Here is a 15,461-nt window from a genome sequence, read left to right as displayed (position 1 = left end):
AAAATCTCCGTATTGCTTTTACTTGGAAAGAAGTGTGGGAATGATAAGCCGCGGCGACCGATTCGGCCAGCGAATGTGGGCCGCCCGCAACGTGCCGGTCAGACCAGCGTGAGCCAGTGGCTGTACTGCGGCGCGCGGCCGGCCACCGCGTCGAAGAACAGCGCCTGCAGGCGCGTCGTGACCGGACCGCGCGTGCCGTCGCCGATCTGGCGGTTGTCGAGTTCGCGGATCGGCGTGACTTCGGCGGCGGTGCCGGTGAAGAAGGCTTCGTCGGCGCAGTACATCTCGTCGCGCGTGATGCGTTTTTCGATGACGGCGATGCCGAGGTCGCGCGCCATGGTCAGCACGGCGTCGCGCGTGATGCCGTCCAGGCAGGAGGCGAGGTCCGGCGTATAGATCTTGCCGTTCTTGACGATGAAGACGTTTTCGCCCGAGCCTTCCGAGACGTAGCCGTCGGTGTCGAGCAGCAGCGCTTCGTCGTAGCCGTCGGCCAGCGCTTCCTGGTTGGCGAGAATGGAGTTGATGTAGTAGCCCGATGCCTTGGCGCGCACCAGCGAGACGTTGACGTGATGGCGCGTGTAGGACGAGGTCTTGACGCGGATGCCCTTGTTCATGCCGTCTTCGCCCAGGTACGCGCCCCACGGCCAGGCCGCGACCGCGACGTGGATGGTGTTGCCCTTGGCGGAAATGCCGAGTTTTTCGCTGCCGATCCAGACCAGCGGGCGGAGGTAGCCGGATTCCAGCTTGTTCTCGCGGATCACGTCGATCTGCGCCTGCATGATGGTTTGCTGGTCGAACGGGATGTTCAGCTGGAAGATCTTGGCGGAGTTGAACAGGCGCTGCGTGTGCTCCTTGAGGCGGAAGATCGCGGTGCCCTTGTCGGTCTTGTAGGCGCGCACGCCCTCGAAAACACCCATGCCGTAGTGCAGGGAATGGGTCAGGACGTGAATGGTTGCATCGCGCCAGTCAATCAGTTGGCCATCCTTCCAAATTTTGCCGTCGCGATCGGACATCGACATGTTCAAGCTCCAGTGTGCGGTTATTTATGTAAAGCATCGATTTTAGCGGATTCGGCACCCGGCCCGAAACGTTCGTGACCGATGGCGCGCGGAAAATGTGGCCGACGACATGGTCCTGTTGCACACGATTTGTTTTATTACGGCAACAAATGAGTAAATAGATAACTTTTTTTCGTCCGGCAAGGAATCTATTCAGGGCGCGGCCTTCTAATCGACGGATTTATCGATGCAGGCATTGCAACAAGGGAAGATTTTTTGCTGAACCCTGTACGGTAAAATAACGGTTTTCCGCGAATTTCTAAACAAAGCAACAACACATGCAATTCAAAAGATTGAGCGATCTGATCGCACAGGGCGCACTGCACGGCAAGCGCGTCTTCATCCGCGCCGATCTCAACGTGCCGCAGGACGCCGATGGCAACATCACCGAGGACACGCGCATCCGCGCATCAGTCCCGGCCATCGAACAGGCGCTCGACGCCGGTGCCGCGGTCATGGTCACCTCGCACCTTGGCCGTCCGACGGAAGGCACGCTGACCGCGGCTGACTCGCTGGCGCCGATCGCGCGCCGCCTGAGCGAACTGCTGGACCGGCCGGTGGAACTGCGGCAGAACTGGACCGACGGTGTGGAAGTCGCGCCGGGCCAGGTCGTGCTGCTCGAGAACTGCCGCGTCAACAAGGGCGAGAAAAAGAACGACGAAGCGCTGGCGCAGAAGATCGCGGCGCTGTGCGATGTCTATGTGAACGATGCCTTCGGCACCGCGCACCGCGCCGAAGCCACCACCCACGGCATCGCGAAGTTCGCGCCGGTGGCGTGCGCCGGCCCGCTGCTGGCGGCCGAGCTCGATGCGCTGGGCAAGGCGCTGTTCCAGCCGGCCAAGCCGCTGCTGGCGATCGTGGCCGGTTCCAAGGTCTCGACCAAGCTGACCATCCTGAAGACGCTGGCCGACAAGGTCGATCACCTGATCGTCGGCGGCGGCATCGCCAATACCTTCATGCTGGCGGCCGGACTCAAGATCGGCAAGTCGCTGGCCGAGCCCGATCTGGTCGATCAGGCCAAGGCCATCATCGACATGATGGCAACGCGCGGCGCCTCGGTGCCGATCCCGGTGGATGTGGTGTGCGCCAAGGAATTCGCGCCGACCGCGGCCGCTACCGTCAAGGCGGTGGCGGAAGTGGCCGACGACGACATGATCCTCGACATCGGCCCGCAGACGGCGGCCACGCTGGCGAAGCAGATCGCCGGCGCCGGTACCATCGTCTGGAACGGTCCGGTCGGCGTGTTCGAGTTCGACCAGTTCGCGGAAGGCACCAAGACGCTGGCGCTGGCGATTGCGGAGTCGAAAGGCTTTTCGGTCGCGGGCGGCGGCGACACCCTGGCGGCCATCGCCAAGTACGGCATCGCCGACCGCATCGGTTACATTTCCACCGGCGGCGGCGCCTTCCTCGAATTCCTCGAAGGAAAGACGCTGCCGGCGGTCGAGATCCTGGCGCAGCGCGCGCAGGATTGATCTGCACGGTTTGACAAGGTTGGCAAGGCCGCGCCGGACGATCCGGCACGGCATGGATGGCGCGGCGCACACATTGCTTGCACGGATGCCGTACCATCCGCATCGAAACATTTAGATATCTGGAGATTCACATGGCACTCGTATCCCTGCGTCAACTGCTGGACCACGCCGCCGAAAACGGCTATGGCCTGCCGGCCTTCAACGTCAACAACCTCGAGCAGGTCTGCGCCATCATGGAAGCGGCCGACGAGGTCGGCGCGCCGGTGATCATGCAGGCTTCGGCCGGCGCGCGCAAATACGCGGGCGAGCCTTTCCTGCGCCACCTGATCCTGGCCGCGGTCGAAGCCTATCCGCACATCCCGGTCGTGATGCACCAGGATCACGGCCAGTCGCCGGCGGTCTGCATGGCGGCGATCCGTTCTGGCTTCTCGTCGGTGATGATGGACGGTTCGCTGACCGCGGACGGCAAGACGGTCGCCAGCTACGAATACAACGTCGAGGTGTCGCGCCAGGTCGTGGCGTTCTCGCATGCGATCGGCGTCACGGTGGAAGCCGAACTCGGCGTGCTCGGTTCGCTGGAAACCATGAAGGGCGACAAGGAAGACGGCCACGGTGCCGAAGGCACGATGACGCGCGAGCAGCTGCTGACCGACGTCGAGCAGGCTGCCGACTTCGTCAAGCAGACGCAGTGCGATGCGCTCGCGATCGCGATCGGCACCTCGCACGGTGCCTACAAGTTCACCAAGAAGCCGACCGGCGACATCCTCGCCATCGACCGCATCCGCGAAATCCACACGCGCATTCCGAACACCCACCTTGTCATGCACGGTTCGTCGTCGGTGCCGCAGGAATTGCTGGCCGAGATCCGCCAGTTCGGCGGCGACATGAAGGAAACCTATGGAGTGCCGGTCGAGGAAATCCAGGAAGGCATCAAGAACGGCGTGCGCAAAATCAACATCGATACCGACATCCGCCTTGCGATGACGGGTGCGATCCGCCGCTTCATGGCCGAAAACCCGGGCAAGTTCGATCCGCGCGACTACCTGAAGCCGGCCAAGGCCGCCGCCAAGGAAGTCTGCAAGGCGCGCTTCATCGCCTTCGGCTGCGAAGGCCAGGCTGCGAAGATCAAGCCGGTTCCGCTGGAAAAGATGGCAGAACGCTACAAAAACGGCGAACTTGCGCAAATCGTGCAGTAATGACTAAACTGCGCGGCAAAACTGCGCGATAATTCGATCCTGCACGCAGCCGGCGCACGGTTGCTTCCACCACGGCGATCCCTACGGATCGCCGTTGATATTTATGGAAATGTCATGACCAGTCTGTATCAATCCACCATCACTTCCCTGCCGCTGCTCGGTCGCGGCAAGGTGCGCGACAACTACGCGGTCGGCGACGACAAGATCCTGATCGTCACCAGCGATCGTCTGTCCGCCTTCGACGTCGTGATGAACGAGCCGATTCCCGGCAAGGGCGAGGTGCTCAACCGCATGTCGGACTTCTGGTTCGACAAGCTCAAGGACATCGTGCCCAATCACCTGACCGGCATCGCGCCCGAAAGCGTGGTGGCGCCCGACGAGGTCGCGCAGGTCAAGGGCCGCGCCGTGGTCGCCAAGCGCCTGCAGCCGATTCTGGTGGAAGCGGTGGTACGCGGCTACCTGATCGGTTCCGGCTGGAGCGACTATCAGAAGACCGGCGCCGTCTGCGGCGTGCAGTTGCCGGTCGGTCTCAAGCAGGCCGAGAAACTGGCCGAACCGATCTTCACGCCGGCGGCCAAGGCCGACCTCGGCGAGCATGACGAGAACATCAGCTTCGCGGAAATGGAAAAACGCATCGGCAAGGAACTGGCCGAAAAAATCCGCGACGTCAGCATCAAGCTCTACAAGACCGCCGCCGACTACGCAGCGACCAAGGGCATCATCATCGCCGACACCAAGTTCGAATTCGGTCTCGACAAGGATGGCACGCTGCACCTGATGGACGAAGTGCTGACCGCCGATTCCTCGCGCTTCTGGCCGGCCGATTCGTATGCGACGGGCATCTCGCCGCCGTCCTTCGACAAGCAGTTCGTGCGCGACTATCTGGAAACGCTGACCGAATGGAAGAAGGTCGCGCCGGCACCGACGCTGCCGCCCGACGTCATCGACAAGACCGGCGCCAAGTACCGCGAGGCGCTGACGCGTCTGACCGGCCAACAGTAAGGAGTACAGCATGGCAGACAATACCGCAGGCGCGCCGCTGGTCGGCGTGGTCATGGGTTCTTCTTCGGACTGGGATGTGATGCAGCATGCCGTGGCGATCCTCAAGGAATTCGGCGTCGCGCATGAGGCGCAGGTGGTCTCCGCGCACCGCATGCCGGACCAGATGTTTACCTACGCCGAATCGGCGCGCGCGCGCGGCCTGCGCGCCATCATCGCCGGTGCCGGCGGCGCCGCGCACCTGCCGGGCATGATCGCGGCCAAGACCATCGTGCCCGTGATGGGCGTGCCGGTGCCTTCCAAGTATCTACGCGGCGAGGATTCGCTGCTGTCCATCGTGCAGATGCCAAAGGGTATTCCGGTCTCCACCTTCGCCATCGGCGAGGCGGGCGCCGCCAATGCCGCGCTGGCGGCGATTGCGCTGCTGGCTACTACCGACCACGCGCTGGCCGCCAAGCTCGAAGAGTTCCGCGCGCGCCAGACGCAGATCGCCATGGAAATGAGCCTGCCGACATGAACGAACAATTCTCCTCCCACAAGCCTTCGAATCCTTCCGCCTCGCCGGCCACCTGGCTCGGCGTGATGGGCGGCGGCCAGCTCGGCCGCATGTTCGTGCACGCGGCGCAGAAGATGGGCTTCAAGGTCGCGGTGCTCGAACCCGCGCTCGATTGCCCGGCCGGCCATGCGGCCGACCAGCTGCTGTGCTCGGGCTATACCGATACCGAAGGCTTGAACAAGCTGGCCGCGCAATGCGCGGCGGTCACCACCGAATTCGAAAACGTCTCGGCGCGCAGCCTGTCGTATCTGGCCGAGCACGCCTTCGTCGCGCCTTCCGGCGCCTGCGTGGCGATCGCGCAGGACCGGCTCGAGGAAAAACGCTTCTTCGTCGAATGCGCGACCATCTCCGGCGTGTTCCCGGCCGCGCACAAGGAAATCCGCACCGAAGCCGATCTGGACCAGGTGCCGGACGATCTGCTGCCGGGCATCCTGAAGACCGCGCGCCTCGGTTACGACGGCAAGGGCCAGGTGCGCGTGAAGACGCGCGAGGAATTGCGCGACGCCTTCGCCGCCATGAACGGCGTGGTCTGCGTGCTCGAAAAGATGCTGCCGCTGGCCTACGAGATTTCGGTGCTCGCTGCGCGCGGTGCCGACGGCCAGGCGGTGGTCTATCCGATCGCCGAGAACGTGCATCGCGACGGCATCCTGTTCACCACCATGGTGCCGGGCCCGAACATCGGCAAGGAAGCCGCCGACAAGGCGCAGGCCGCGACGCTGGCCGTGATCAAACAGTTGGGCTACGTCGGCGTGCTGTGCATCGAATTCTTCGTGCTGACCGACGGTTCGGTGGTCGTCAACGAAATGGCGCCGCGTCCGCACAACAGCGGCCACTACACGATCGACGCCTGCATCACCAGCCAGTTCGCGCAGCAGGTGCGCGCGATGGCGCGCCTGCCGTTGGGCGACGTGCGCCAGCATTCGCCGGCCGCCATGCTCAACATCCTCGGCGACATCTGGTTCGAGCCGGGCGCCGACGACAAGACCACGCCGCCGCGCGAACCGCAGTGGGACAAGGTGCTGGCGATTCCTGGCGCCAACTTGCACCTGTACGGCAAGGACGTGGCGCGCCGCGCGCGCAAGATGGGGCACATCACCTTCGTCGCGCCGACCATGGAACAGGCGCAGGACAACCTGCGCAAGGCCTGCGCCATCCTTGGCATCGCGCCCTGAACCTCCTTTCCTGCGACGATGACTGACGACCGACTCGACTGGCCGGCGATCCGCGACGCGGCGCGCCGGCTCGAACGCGGCGAGCTGGTCGCCTTCCCGACCGAGACTGTCTATGGTCTCGGCGCGGATGCGGAAAATCCCTGCGCCGTCACTTACATCTATGAAGCCAAGGGCCGGCCGTCGAATCATCCGGTGATCGTGCACGTCGCACCCGAGGCCGACCTGTCGTACTGGACCACCGATATTTCCGACGATGCGCGCAAGCTGATCGCCGCCTTCTGGCCCGGTCCGCTGACGCTGATTCTCAAGCGCGCCGCGCACATTCCGAATACCGTTTCGGGCGGCCAGGATTCGATCGGCATCCGCTGTCCTTCGCATCCGGTGGCGCAGGCCTTGCTGCGCACCTTCAAGGACGGCAAGGGCGGCGTGGCCGCGCCCTCGGCCAACCGTTTCGGCCACGTGAGTCCGACCACCGCGCAGCACGTGCGCGACGAGTTCGGCGCGGACAATCCGCTGGTGAAATGCGTGCTCGATGGCGGGCAGAGCGCCGTCGGCATCGAATCGACCATCGTTGATCTGTCGCGCGGGCGTGCCGTGCTGCTGCGTCCCGGTCATGTCTCGATGGCGCAACTGGAAGCGGTGCTCGGCTACGCGCCGGCGCTGCCGGACGCCGAAGCGCCGCGCGCCTCGGGCACGCTGGATGCGCACTATGCGCCGGCCACGCCGGTGGTGTTGGTCGCTTCGCAGGAACTCGCGCAGGTGCTGGATGCATTGAACCAGCGTGGCCGCCGTGCCGCGCTCATGCATTACACGGATGCCGCGTCAGCGCAGAACGGCGTGCGGCTGTCGTCGCAGGCCGATGCCTATGCGCACGATCTTTACGCGGCGCTGCGTGCGATGGACGAGACGGACAGCGAACTGATCGTGGTCGAGGCGCCGCCGCAGGACGAGGCATGGCGTGGCGTCAACGACAGGCTGCACCGCGCCGCGCACGACTCGGCGGGCATACTCGACCGTTTGCTGAAGTAGGGGAATCAGGGCTGCCAGGCCGAGAGGAAGCGCCCGCCGTGGAACACCAGCGGCTCCTTCGGGCAGACGTCGCAATTCTCGACCTCGCCGACGAAGATGACGTGGTCGCCTTCCGGATAGCGGCTGCGGTTGTGGCATTCGAACCAGGCGGCGACGCCGGACAGCACCGGCAGGCCGGTCGGCGACAGCGTGAATTCAACGCCCTTGAAGCGATCCTCGCCGGGCCGCGCGAACTGGGTGGCGATGTGCGCCTGATCGGCGGCCAGCACGTTGATCACGTAGTGCGAGTTGCCCGAGAAGACCGGCATGCTGTTGGCGCGCTGGTTCAGGCTCCACAGCACGAGCGGCGGCGTCAGCGACACCGAGTTGAAGGAGCTGGCCGTCAGTCCGAGGAAAGTGCCGTTGTCGAGGCGTGTCGTGATGATGGTGACGCCGGTGGCGAACTGGGACAACGCCTGGCGGAAGTGCTGCGTATCGACGGACGAAGACGGACGATTGGAAGAAATAGACATCGATGACTCATGAATTTTCATCCATTATGCCCAAAAAGAGGGCATTCATGGCGAAAAGCCTGACGTACGGCCGTGTTTTCCCGCTCTCCTTGCGCTACCGCGAGATCGAGTGCGCCTGAATGAAACAGATGGATACCCTCGCCAGCAACCTGTTTTTCCTGCTGCGCTGCCAGGCTGCGCGCCATACCCACGACATTGCCACGCGTTCGAGCCGCCGCGCGATTTCCTATCGCCGCATCTGGTCGCGCATAGAACGCGCGACCGCTCGCCTGCAGGGCGAGTGGCAGGTGATGCCCGGCGATACGGTCATCTATTGGGGCAATGCGCATGCCGATGCGTTGATTCTCTATTTCGCCGTGGCGCGCTGCGGCGCGCAACTGCTGCCGCTCGAACGCGCCGAGGTGCGCGCGCTGGCGGACCGCGTGTGGCGCATGCATCCGCCGCGCGCGGTGATCCATGACGAAGGGCTGCAGCCGGCGCCGGACCTGCCGGCCGGCGTGGTCGCCACGCTGCCGGAACTGCTGGCGGTGCGCTGCCCTCATCAGGAACGCGCCATCGAGGATGCGTCGCTGACCAGCCTGATCGACCTGCAGGTCGAGGACGGCAAGCTCGTCGAGCGCTGCTACAGCCTGGCTGCGTTGAGCACGCAGACGGCGCAGGCGGATGTCGCCGCCGCGCACGAAACGGTGGAAGTCCGGGACGTGCTGTTTGACGTGCCGCTTCTTGCCGCGCGGATATTTCCGGCGCTGGCGCGTGCCGATACAGTGTCGTTTTCCTGAACATCGTCCGGCTGCCGGCGACGGCATCGCGCTTTCGGGTTTGAGCAATTGCCGCATGCGTGTGACAATAGGCCGCACGAACATTCACGGAGCAAATCGATGGCGACAGAAATCGCAACCTTGGGCGGCGGTTGTTTTTGGTGTACCGAGGCGGTGTTTCAGCAACTGAAGGGCGTGCTCGAAGTCGAGTCCGGCTACACGGGCGGCGAGGTGCCGAATCCGAGCTACGAGCAGATCTGCGAAGGCACGACCGGTCATGCCGAAGTGGTGAAGCTGACCTTCGATCCGGAGGTGATCAGCTATCGCGAAATCCTCGAGGTGTTCTTCACCATCCACGATCCGACCACGCCGAACCGCCAGGGCAACGACGTCGGCACGCAATACCGTTCCGTCATTTACTATCACTCGCCGCAGCAGCAGGACACGGCGAAGCACGTGATTTCGGAAATGGCGAATGTGTGGGACGCGCCCATCGTGACCGAACTGAGCCCGATCGGCGACTACTACAAGGCCGAGGACTATCACCAGAATTTCTTCCGCCAGCATCCGATGCAGGGTTATTGCGCCTTCATCGTCGCGCCCAAGGTCTCGAAGTTCCGCCAGACCTTTGCGGACAAGGTGAAGAAATAAAGGCGCGACGCGTCGGCATGAAAAAAGCGGCCTCGGCCGCTTTTTCTTTTCTGCGTGGCGTGTTTTCAGGCTGCGCGGTCGAGCGTTGCGTTCTTGTCGGCTGACTCGCTTGCCTGTACTGCGCTGTCGGCCAGCTTGCGCAGCACGTGCGAAGCGGCGATCAGTCCGAAGGATGCCGTCACCACCATGGATGAACCGAAGCCGGCGCAGTTCAGTCCGGTGACGCCTGCCGTGCTGTCGCCGTCGCCGACGGCGCAGGCTTCCGGCGCATCCGGAAAGCGCAGCGGTTCGGTCGAGAACACGGCATCGATACCGAACTTGTTCTTGGTCCCGCGCGGAAAGCCGTGGTCGTTGCGCAGACGCCTGCGCACCTTGGCAAGCAGCGGTTCCTGTTCCGTGAGGCACAGGTCGCGAATGGCGATGCGGGTCGGATCGGTCTGGCCGCCGGCGCTGCCGATCGTCACCAGCGGGATGCCGTGTTGCCTGCAGTAGGCGATCAATGCGGTCTTGGCGCGCGCATTGTCGATGGCGTCGATGACGTAGTCGTAGCGATGCGCACCGATCATCTCGTCGAGATTGTCGGCCGTCAGGAAATCCTCGATCTGCGTGACCGTGCAGGTCGGGTTGATCTGCGCGATGCGTTCGGCCAGCGCCGTCACCTTGGCCATGCCGAGCGTATCGCTGAGCGCATGCAGCTGGCGGTTGATGTTGGATTCGGCCACGTTGTCGAGATCGATCATGGTGATGTTGCCGATCGCGCTGCGTGCCAGCGCCTCCACCACCCACGAACCGACGCCACCGACGCCGATCACGCAGACGTGCGCGGCACGAAAGCGCGCCAGCGCGTCCTTGCCGTACAGGCGTGCGATACCGCCAAAGCGACGGTCGAAGTCGATGTCGGCGACGGTCGATGCGGAATCGGGTGCGGGAGCGGGAGCGGGAATCAGGGAAAGATCGGTCATCCCGCTATTTTAACGGCCGGCAAGCCTTCCTTGCGAACATTCCGGCCACAACGCCGCGCCGATGTGGGGATTTCCGCACGATCTTGCCAATCCGTTCATTGTGCCGTGGCGTTGCGGTGGATCAAACGCAGGTGTGCATGATCGTCCGATAATACGGAGAACGAAGGCGAATCGTCGGTCGGGCATTTATCATGGCGATGATTGAAGTCATTCAAGGAAGGGGAATCATGTCGATTGCAGATATCAGAACCGATTACACGCGTGCCAGCCTGTCGGAGGCGGACACCGATCCCGATCCCATCGCGCAGTTCGCGCGCTGGTTCGAGCAGGCGCTGAATGCGCAGGTGCGCGAGCCGAATGCAATGGGCGTTTCGACGGTGTCGGCCGACGGCCGGCCGTCGTCGCGCATCCTGTTGATCAAGGATTTCGACCAGCGCGGCTTTACGTGGTTTACGAATTACGAGAGCCGCAAGGGCGAGCAGCTGGCGGCCAATCCGCACGCAGCGCTGCTGTTCCACTGGCTGGAGCTGGAGCGTCAGGTGCGCATCGAAGGTCGCGTCGAGCGTGTCTCGGCGCAGGAAAGCGATGCCTATTTCGGCAGCCGTCCGGTCGGCAGCCGCCTGAGTGCGATCGCTTCCGAACAGAGTCGCCCGGTTGCCGATCGCGGCGAACTCGAGCGCAAGTATGCGCAGGCCGAAGCGCAATATGGCGACCGACCACCGCGTCCCGCGCATTGGGGCGGTTATCGGCTGGTGCCCGATTACATCGAATTCTGGCAGGGCCGCGCCTCGCGCCTGCATGACCGCATTGCCTACCGGCGCGAAGCGGACGGCAACTGGACGCGCAAGCGTCTGCAGCCGTAAATGAAAAAGCCGCATGGTTCGCATGCGGCTTTTTGTTGACATGCCTTGGTGGCGTGTCTGGTAGTGCTTTAGCGTGACAGCGAGGGGCAGCTTTCCAGCGGCGGGATGATGCCCCATTCGATCGACACCGTCGGGCCGTCTGGCTTCCGGGTCCATGGAATGTCGACTACGCCGTGCTCGGTGGCCTGTGCCATCAGCGAGATGACGCCCGGATCGATGCTGTCGACATTGTCGGCGCTGCGATTGATGGCGACCAGCATGCCGCACTGTTCCGCGCGTTCCTCGTCGACCCACGGCGCCTTGCCGTAGTCGCCATCGATCAGCACCTGTACCTGGCGGCCGATGTGGGTGGCGATATTGCCGCCGGTCCAGGTGTCGGACGCGACCAGGGTCAGCGGCAGCTGCGAGTGCCTGTTCCATTCCGCATGGATCAGGCGCGAGATCTCCGCGCCGGGAAAGGTGGCGCGACTCGGACGCCCGGCCTTGTCCGCCAGAGGGCCGCGCGCGTACCCGTAGCCGATGGCGCCGATGAGCTGGAACAGCACCACCACGATGATGGTCTTGCGCAGCAGCGCCGCATCGTCGCCGCTGCGCAGCAACCAGAACGAGAAGAAACCGAACAGCAGGAAGAAGGTGGTGGCCCAGTGCGCCGCCAGTGGAATCTTCATCGCGCCTGCAATCAGCATTGTCAGGATCAGCGGTGCCAGGCCGATTAGCAGGATGAAGAACCGGTCGGAGCTCGCCAGTTCGGTGGCGATGCGCGGCGGCTTGACGCTCATACCGGATTTCTTCCAGGCGCGTGCTGCCCAGCCAGCCACGATGAGCAGTGCCAGGATCATGGCGGCGATGCGGCCGAAGTTGGTCACGAGGAAGCTCGTCAGGTCCTTGAGCTCGTCCAGGTAGCTGGCCAGCGGCACCATCTCGCTGCTGGCATAGGAGACCGGTCCCGCGGGCTGCTGCTTGAGCCACAGCAGATGCGGCGTCACCATCGCCACCAGCACGGCGGTGGCGACCACGATGCCTTTCCAGGTCGCGGCGCGCTTGAGATGGCCGGCCAGCAGCAGGTAGAGGAAGAAGGCGGCGAACTGCACCAGCGCGCTGTACTTGGTCAGGAAGGCACAGGCGCTGAAGAAGCCGAGCGCGGCCCAGGCAGACAGGCTGTCGCGGTGGCTGGCGCGGTACAGCATCCAGATCGCGCCGGCCAGTGCCCACAGCTGCATGGTGTTGTGGTTGTTCATCACGCCGCGCACGGTGAAGTAGGCGATCAGCGACACCAGCAGGGTGGCGATCAGCGCGCGCCGCTGGGTGGTGAACTCGCAGCCGAGCTTCCAGATCATCCACAGCGCAAGGACAACACTGATCTGGCCGGTGAAGAAGGTGAGCCAGACCGGACGTCCGAACACCAGCGTCAGCACGTGCAATATCCATGACGGCATCGGCGGATGCTTGTAGTAGCCCCACTCGAGTCCGCCGGCCCAGACCAGTTCTTCCATGTTGTCCCAGTCGGGCGCGCGGTGGCTGATGCCGGTGAAGAAGGTCCAGAGTGCCAGATGCAGGAGCAGCAGGGTGATGACGACGGGGGCAAGGTTGTCGGTCTTGAGCGAAAACAGGCGGCGCGTGGAGGTGTCGGAAACGGTGGTGGCCATGGCGGGACAGTCAGGAATGACAAGGGAAATGCGACGTTTTCGATGCTCGTCGCACATGGCGGTGAATTATAATCTTGACCATCGCCTGTGGCGCTTATTTTTGCCCTGCTGCATTACCGTTCTGCGATTTTTCCCCGAGGTATCCCCTTCATGTCCCAGACACATGCCCTGCCTGTTCGCCGTCCGGACGATGCATTGATTTCCTGCGTCATCCCCGCCTACAACGAGGCGGCGCATCTGGCCGATTTTCTGCGCGATCTGCGCGCCATGCTGGAAAGCTTCGCCGTCCACTACGAAATCATCGTGGTCAACGACGGCAGTGCCGACCGGACCGAGGAAGTGATGGCCGGCTTGCGGCATGAGCCGGGGCTGCGCTACCTGAGCCTGTCGCGCAATTTCGGCAAGGAAGCGGCGCTGTCGGCCGGCATCGACAAGGCGCGCGGCGACGCCGTGATCCTGATGGATGGCGACTACCAGCATCCGCTGGCGCTGCTGCCGCAGATGGTTGACTTGTGGAAGAACGGCATCGACATGGTCTATGGCGTCATCAGCGACCGCAGCGGCGAATCGCGCCTCAAGCGCTGGGGCACCGACATGTTCTATCACTTGATGGAATCAGGCGCACCGATCACGATTCCGCGCAATGCCGGCGACTTCCGCCTGATGGATCGCAAGGTGGTGCATGCGCTGCGCCAGCTGCCCGAGCGCAATCGTTTCATGAAAGGCCTCTATGCGTGGGTCGGCTTCAGCAGCATCGCCGTGCCTTTCGTGCCGGCCGAGCGTGCCACGGGCGTATCGAGTTTCAGCTATCGCGGCCTGAGCCGGCTGGCGCTGGCCGGCGTGACGGCGTTCACCACGCTGCCGCTGCGCATCTGGAGCGCAATTGGCGTGGCGATTTCCATCATCGCGCTGCTCTATGCATTCTGGATCGCGATCGATACGCTGCTGTTCGGAGCGGACGTGGCGGGCTGGGCCACGCTGGCAGCCGGCCTGATGTTCTTCTCGGGCATCCAGCTGATCTCGATCGGCGTGCTTGGTGAATACCTGGGCCGCGTCTATGACGAGGTCAAGAAACGTCCGTTGTATGTCGTCGCGCGCGACATCGACAATGGCCCGGCCAACGGCAAGGCTGGCGACGAACCGCACGGCGAATCCGACCGCGATACGCGCGCATGAAGCCGATGGAAATACTGCGCGTGCTGCGCTTCGGCATCGTCGGCCTGACGGCGGCCGCCGTGCACTACTGGACCGTGATCGCGCTGGTCGAACTGTTCGATGCCGCGCCGCTGCGCGCCAATGTCGGCGGCTTCGTGGTGGCGTTCTGGGTCAGCTACTTCGGCCATCGGCACTGGACGTTTTCCGATACGCGCGAGGAAGGCCGTGGACAGGCCGCATCCTTCCTGCGCTTTCTGTCGGTGGCCGTGCTCGGTTTCCTGGTAAACGAATTGCTGTTCTTCGTGTTGTTGCACACCACGCACATGCCGTACTACGTCGCGCTGGCAATCGTGGTGCTGACGGTAGCGGCCATGACCTACGTGCTGAGCAAACTGTGGGCCTTTCGAAGGGTTTCTTCCTCATGAATCACGCTTTCACTCCCATCGTGCTGTGCGCCGACGACTATGCGCAGAACGCGCACATCGACGCCGGTATCCTCGATCTGCTCGAAAAGAAGCGCCTGACCGCGGTCAGCTGCTTTTCGACCGCTCCGAACTGGAAGAATGCGGCGCATGCGCTGCAACCGTATGGAGCGCAGACCGACGTCGGCCTGCATTTCAATCTGACCGAAGGATTCGGACAGGAAAAGGTGCCGGGCTTGCGTATCGTCATCCTGCGCAGCCTGCTGCGCGGCATGAATCCGATGCAGCTGCGCCATGCCTTCGAACGCCAGCTCGATGCCTTCGAGGATGCCATGGGTCACGGGCCGGATTTCATCGACGGCCATCAGCACGTGCACCAATTGCCGGGCGTGCGGCAGGTCATGCTGCAGGTGCTGAAGAAGCGGTATCCGGAGCGCGCGGTCTGGGTGCGCAACACGGTTCCTGCCGATCCGGCCTGGCGTGGCAAGCCGCAGATCCTGAAGCTGTTGGGCGGACAGGTGACGGCCGATCATCTGCGTTACGAGGAGGTGCCGACCAACGACGGCTTCGGCGGTGTCTATGGTTTCGACCGGCCCGATTACGATGCATGCTTTCGCGAATGGCTGACCGCAGCGCGCCCCGGCATGCTGATCATGTGCCATCCTGCCACTGCGCCGCATGCGCATGACGAGATCGCCGCGCAGCGCGTGGTCGAATACGATTTTCTGCGCTCCTACGACTGCGCGCGCATGCTCGATCAGGCGAAGGTGCGGCTGGCCAAGCTGTCGGACTGTTTTCTGCAATCAGCATACGCAGACTGAGCAATTGGCGTATTTCCTCCCGTGCAAGAAGCCGCCTCAAGTAGGCGGTTTTTTCATTGCGGGCTTCTTATGCCTGCTCCTTATATCCATATGCAAATAGTTTCGTTGCACGGGTTTGGTGCGTCTTGTAGGCTGGCAGGTCTCTTCGGGAAGGAAGGGCCATTCCTCGTTCCCTTCAACATGGAAGCG

The 15,461-nt window shown here is 63.4% G+C and carries 16 protein-coding genes; 12 read left to right on the top strand and 4 right to left on the bottom strand.

Features of this window, described 5'->3' with window-relative positions; all coding sequences use genetic code 11:
* Window positions 1–98: 98 nt before the first annotated feature.
* Complete coding sequence (locus IEV38_RS01635) at window positions 99–1,019, bottom strand: branched-chain amino acid transaminase (RefSeq protein WP_188394423.1); 921 nt, start codon at window positions 1,017–1,019, stop codon at window positions 99–101.
* Between the two features lie 317 nt (window positions 1,020–1,336).
* Here IEV38_RS01635 and IEV38_RS01630 point away from each other — a divergent pair, with 317 nt between their 5' ends.
* The 6 genes from IEV38_RS01630 to IEV38_RS01605 all read left to right on the top strand — a co-directional run bounded on the left by IEV38_RS01630 (window position 1,337) and on the right by IEV38_RS01605 (window position 7,482).
* A complete protein-coding gene (locus tag IEV38_RS01630; RefSeq protein WP_188394422.1) occupies window positions 1,337–2,530 on the top strand; it encodes a phosphoglycerate kinase in 1,194 nt (397 codons plus the stop codon).
* 131 nt (window positions 2,531–2,661) lie between these two features.
* Entirely contained in the window at window positions 2,662–3,726 is a 1,065-nt protein-coding gene (fba, locus tag IEV38_RS01625; protein WP_188394421.1) for a class II fructose-bisphosphate aldolase, read from the top strand.
* A gap of 114 nt (window positions 3,727–3,840) precedes the next feature.
* Entirely contained in the window at window positions 3,841–4,728 is an 888-nt protein-coding gene (locus tag IEV38_RS01620; RefSeq protein WP_188394420.1) for a phosphoribosylaminoimidazolesuccinocarboxamide synthase, read from the top strand.
* Between the two features lie 10 nt (window positions 4,729–4,738).
* A complete protein-coding gene (gene purE, locus IEV38_RS01615) occupies window positions 4,739–5,242 on the top strand; it encodes a 5-(carboxyamino)imidazole ribonucleotide mutase (RefSeq protein ID WP_188394419.1) in 504 nt (167 codons plus the stop codon).
* Entirely contained in the window at window positions 5,239–6,453 is a 1,215-nt protein-coding gene (locus tag IEV38_RS01610; protein ID WP_188394418.1) for a 5-(carboxyamino)imidazole ribonucleotide synthase, read from the top strand. The genes purE and IEV38_RS01610 overlap by 4 nt, the downstream gene beginning before the upstream one ends.
* A gap of 18 nt (window positions 6,454–6,471) precedes the next feature.
* A complete protein-coding gene (locus IEV38_RS01605; protein ID WP_188394417.1) occupies window positions 6,472–7,482 on the top strand; it encodes an L-threonylcarbamoyladenylate synthase in 1,011 nt (336 codons plus the stop codon).
* Between the two features lie 5 nt (window positions 7,483–7,487).
* On the opposite strand, the gene IEV38_RS01600 is transcribed toward IEV38_RS01605, so the two are convergent.
* Window positions 7,488–7,994 (bottom strand): flavin reductase family protein, encoded by a 507-nt coding sequence (locus IEV38_RS01600; protein ID WP_188394416.1) that lies wholly within the window; start codon window positions 7,992–7,994, stop codon window positions 7,488–7,490.
* A 128-nt stretch (window positions 7,995–8,122) separates the two neighbouring features.
* Between IEV38_RS01600 and IEV38_RS01595 the strand changes: the two genes are divergently transcribed.
* Complete coding sequence (locus tag IEV38_RS01595; protein WP_188394415.1) at window positions 8,123–8,773, top strand: AMP-binding protein; 651 nt, start codon at window positions 8,123–8,125, stop codon at window positions 8,771–8,773.
* Window positions 8,774–8,872: 99 nt separating this feature from the next.
* Window positions 8,873–9,403: a peptide-methionine (S)-S-oxide reductase MsrA gene (gene msrA, locus IEV38_RS01590; RefSeq protein ID WP_188394414.1), complete on the top strand. Its 531-nt coding sequence runs from the start codon at window positions 8,873–8,875 to the stop codon at window positions 9,401–9,403.
* A gap of 65 nt (window positions 9,404–9,468) precedes the next feature.
* Here msrA and tcdA read toward each other — a convergent pair whose 3' ends face one another.
* Window positions 9,469–10,365 (bottom strand): tRNA cyclic N6-threonylcarbamoyladenosine(37) synthase TcdA, encoded by an 897-nt coding sequence (gene tcdA, locus IEV38_RS01585; protein ID WP_188394413.1) that lies wholly within the window; start codon window positions 10,363–10,365, stop codon window positions 9,469–9,471.
* A 227-nt stretch (window positions 10,366–10,592) separates the two neighbouring features.
* Here tcdA and pdxH point away from each other — a divergent pair, with 227 nt between their 5' ends.
* Window positions 10,593–11,228: a pyridoxamine 5'-phosphate oxidase gene (gene pdxH / locus IEV38_RS01580; RefSeq protein ID WP_188394412.1), complete on the top strand. Its 636-nt coding sequence runs from the start codon at window positions 10,593–10,595 to the stop codon at window positions 11,226–11,228.
* A gap of 68 nt (window positions 11,229–11,296) precedes the next feature.
* On the opposite strand, the gene IEV38_RS01575 is transcribed toward pdxH, so the two are convergent.
* Window positions 11,297–12,874: a glycosyltransferase family 39 protein gene (locus IEV38_RS01575; protein ID WP_188394411.1), complete on the bottom strand. Its 1,578-nt coding sequence runs from the start codon at window positions 12,872–12,874 to the stop codon at window positions 11,297–11,299.
* A gap of 150 nt (window positions 12,875–13,024) precedes the next feature.
* Here IEV38_RS01575 and IEV38_RS01570 point away from each other — a divergent pair, with 150 nt between their 5' ends.
* The 3 genes from IEV38_RS01570 to IEV38_RS01560 are packed head-to-tail and all read left to right on the top strand — an operon-like array spanning window position 13,025 to window position 15,272.
* Entirely contained in the window at window positions 13,025–14,050 is a 1,026-nt protein-coding gene (locus tag IEV38_RS01570) for a glycosyltransferase family 2 protein (protein ID WP_188394410.1), read from the top strand.
* Window positions 14,051–14,055: 5 nt separating this feature from the next.
* A complete protein-coding gene (locus IEV38_RS01565) occupies window positions 14,056–14,454 on the top strand; it encodes a GtrA family protein (RefSeq protein WP_229728497.1) in 399 nt (132 codons plus the stop codon).
* A complete protein-coding gene (locus IEV38_RS01560) occupies window positions 14,451–15,272 on the top strand; it encodes a ChbG/HpnK family deacetylase (protein ID WP_188394408.1) in 822 nt (273 codons plus the stop codon). The genes IEV38_RS01565 and IEV38_RS01560 overlap by 4 nt, the downstream gene beginning before the upstream one ends.
* Window positions 15,273–15,461: the final 189 nt, after the last annotated feature.

The organism is Oxalicibacterium flavum (assembly GCF_014635065.1).
Taxonomy (GTDB): Bacteria; Pseudomonadota; Gammaproteobacteria; order Burkholderiales; family Burkholderiaceae_D; genus Oxalicibacterium; species Oxalicibacterium flavum.
The sequence above is the reverse complement of the archived record's forward strand: the minus strand, read 5'-3'. Positions and strand labels throughout refer to the sequence as shown.

Bases quoted from the DNA above. Each gene is read 5' to 3' on its own strand.
- IEV38_RS01560 (WP_188394408.1), top strand. From the start codon at position 14,451: ATGAATCACGCTTTCACTCCCATCGTGCTGTGCGCCGACGACTATGCG.
- IEV38_RS01605 (WP_188394417.1), top strand. From the start codon at position 6,472: ATGACTGACGACCGACTCGACTGGCCGGCGATCCGCGACGCGGCGCGC.
- IEV38_RS01570 (WP_188394410.1), top strand. From the start codon at position 13,025: ATGTCCCAGACACATGCCCTGCCTGTTCGCCGTCCGGACGATGCATTG.
- IEV38_RS01575 (WP_188394411.1), bottom strand. From the start codon at position 12,874: ATGGCCACCACCGTTTCCGACACCTCCACGCGCCGCCTGTTTTCGCTC.
- IEV38_RS01610 (WP_188394418.1), top strand. From the start codon at position 5,239: ATGAACGAACAATTCTCCTCCCACAAGCCTTCGAATCCTTCCGCCTCG.
- pdxH (WP_188394412.1), top strand. From the start codon at position 10,593: ATGTCGATTGCAGATATCAGAACCGATTACACGCGTGCCAGCCTGTCG.
- purE (WP_188394419.1), top strand. From the start codon at position 4,739: ATGGCAGACAATACCGCAGGCGCGCCGCTGGTCGGCGTGGTCATGGGT.
- IEV38_RS01595 (WP_188394415.1), top strand. From the start codon at position 8,123: ATGGATACCCTCGCCAGCAACCTGTTTTTCCTGCTGCGCTGCCAGGCT.
- msrA (WP_188394414.1), top strand. From the start codon at position 8,873: ATGGCGACAGAAATCGCAACCTTGGGCGGCGGTTGTTTTTGGTGTACC.
- IEV38_RS01600 (WP_188394416.1), bottom strand. From the start codon at position 7,994: ATGTCTATTTCTTCCAATCGTCCGTCTTCGTCCGTCGATACGCAGCAC.
- IEV38_RS01565 (WP_229728497.1), top strand. From the start codon at position 14,056: ATGGAAATACTGCGCGTGCTGCGCTTCGGCATCGTCGGCCTGACGGCG.
- fba (WP_188394421.1), top strand. From the start codon at position 2,662: ATGGCACTCGTATCCCTGCGTCAACTGCTGGACCACGCCGCCGAAAAC.
- IEV38_RS01635 (WP_188394423.1), bottom strand. From the start codon at position 1,019: ATGTCGATGTCCGATCGCGACGGCAAAATTTGGAAGGATGGCCAACTG.
- tcdA (WP_188394413.1), bottom strand. From the start codon at position 10,365: ATGACCGATCTTTCCCTGATTCCCGCTCCCGCTCCCGCACCCGATTCC.
- IEV38_RS01620 (WP_188394420.1), top strand. From the start codon at position 3,841: ATGACCAGTCTGTATCAATCCACCATCACTTCCCTGCCGCTGCTCGGT.
- IEV38_RS01630 (WP_188394422.1), top strand. From the start codon at position 1,337: ATGCAATTCAAAAGATTGAGCGATCTGATCGCACAGGGCGCACTGCAC.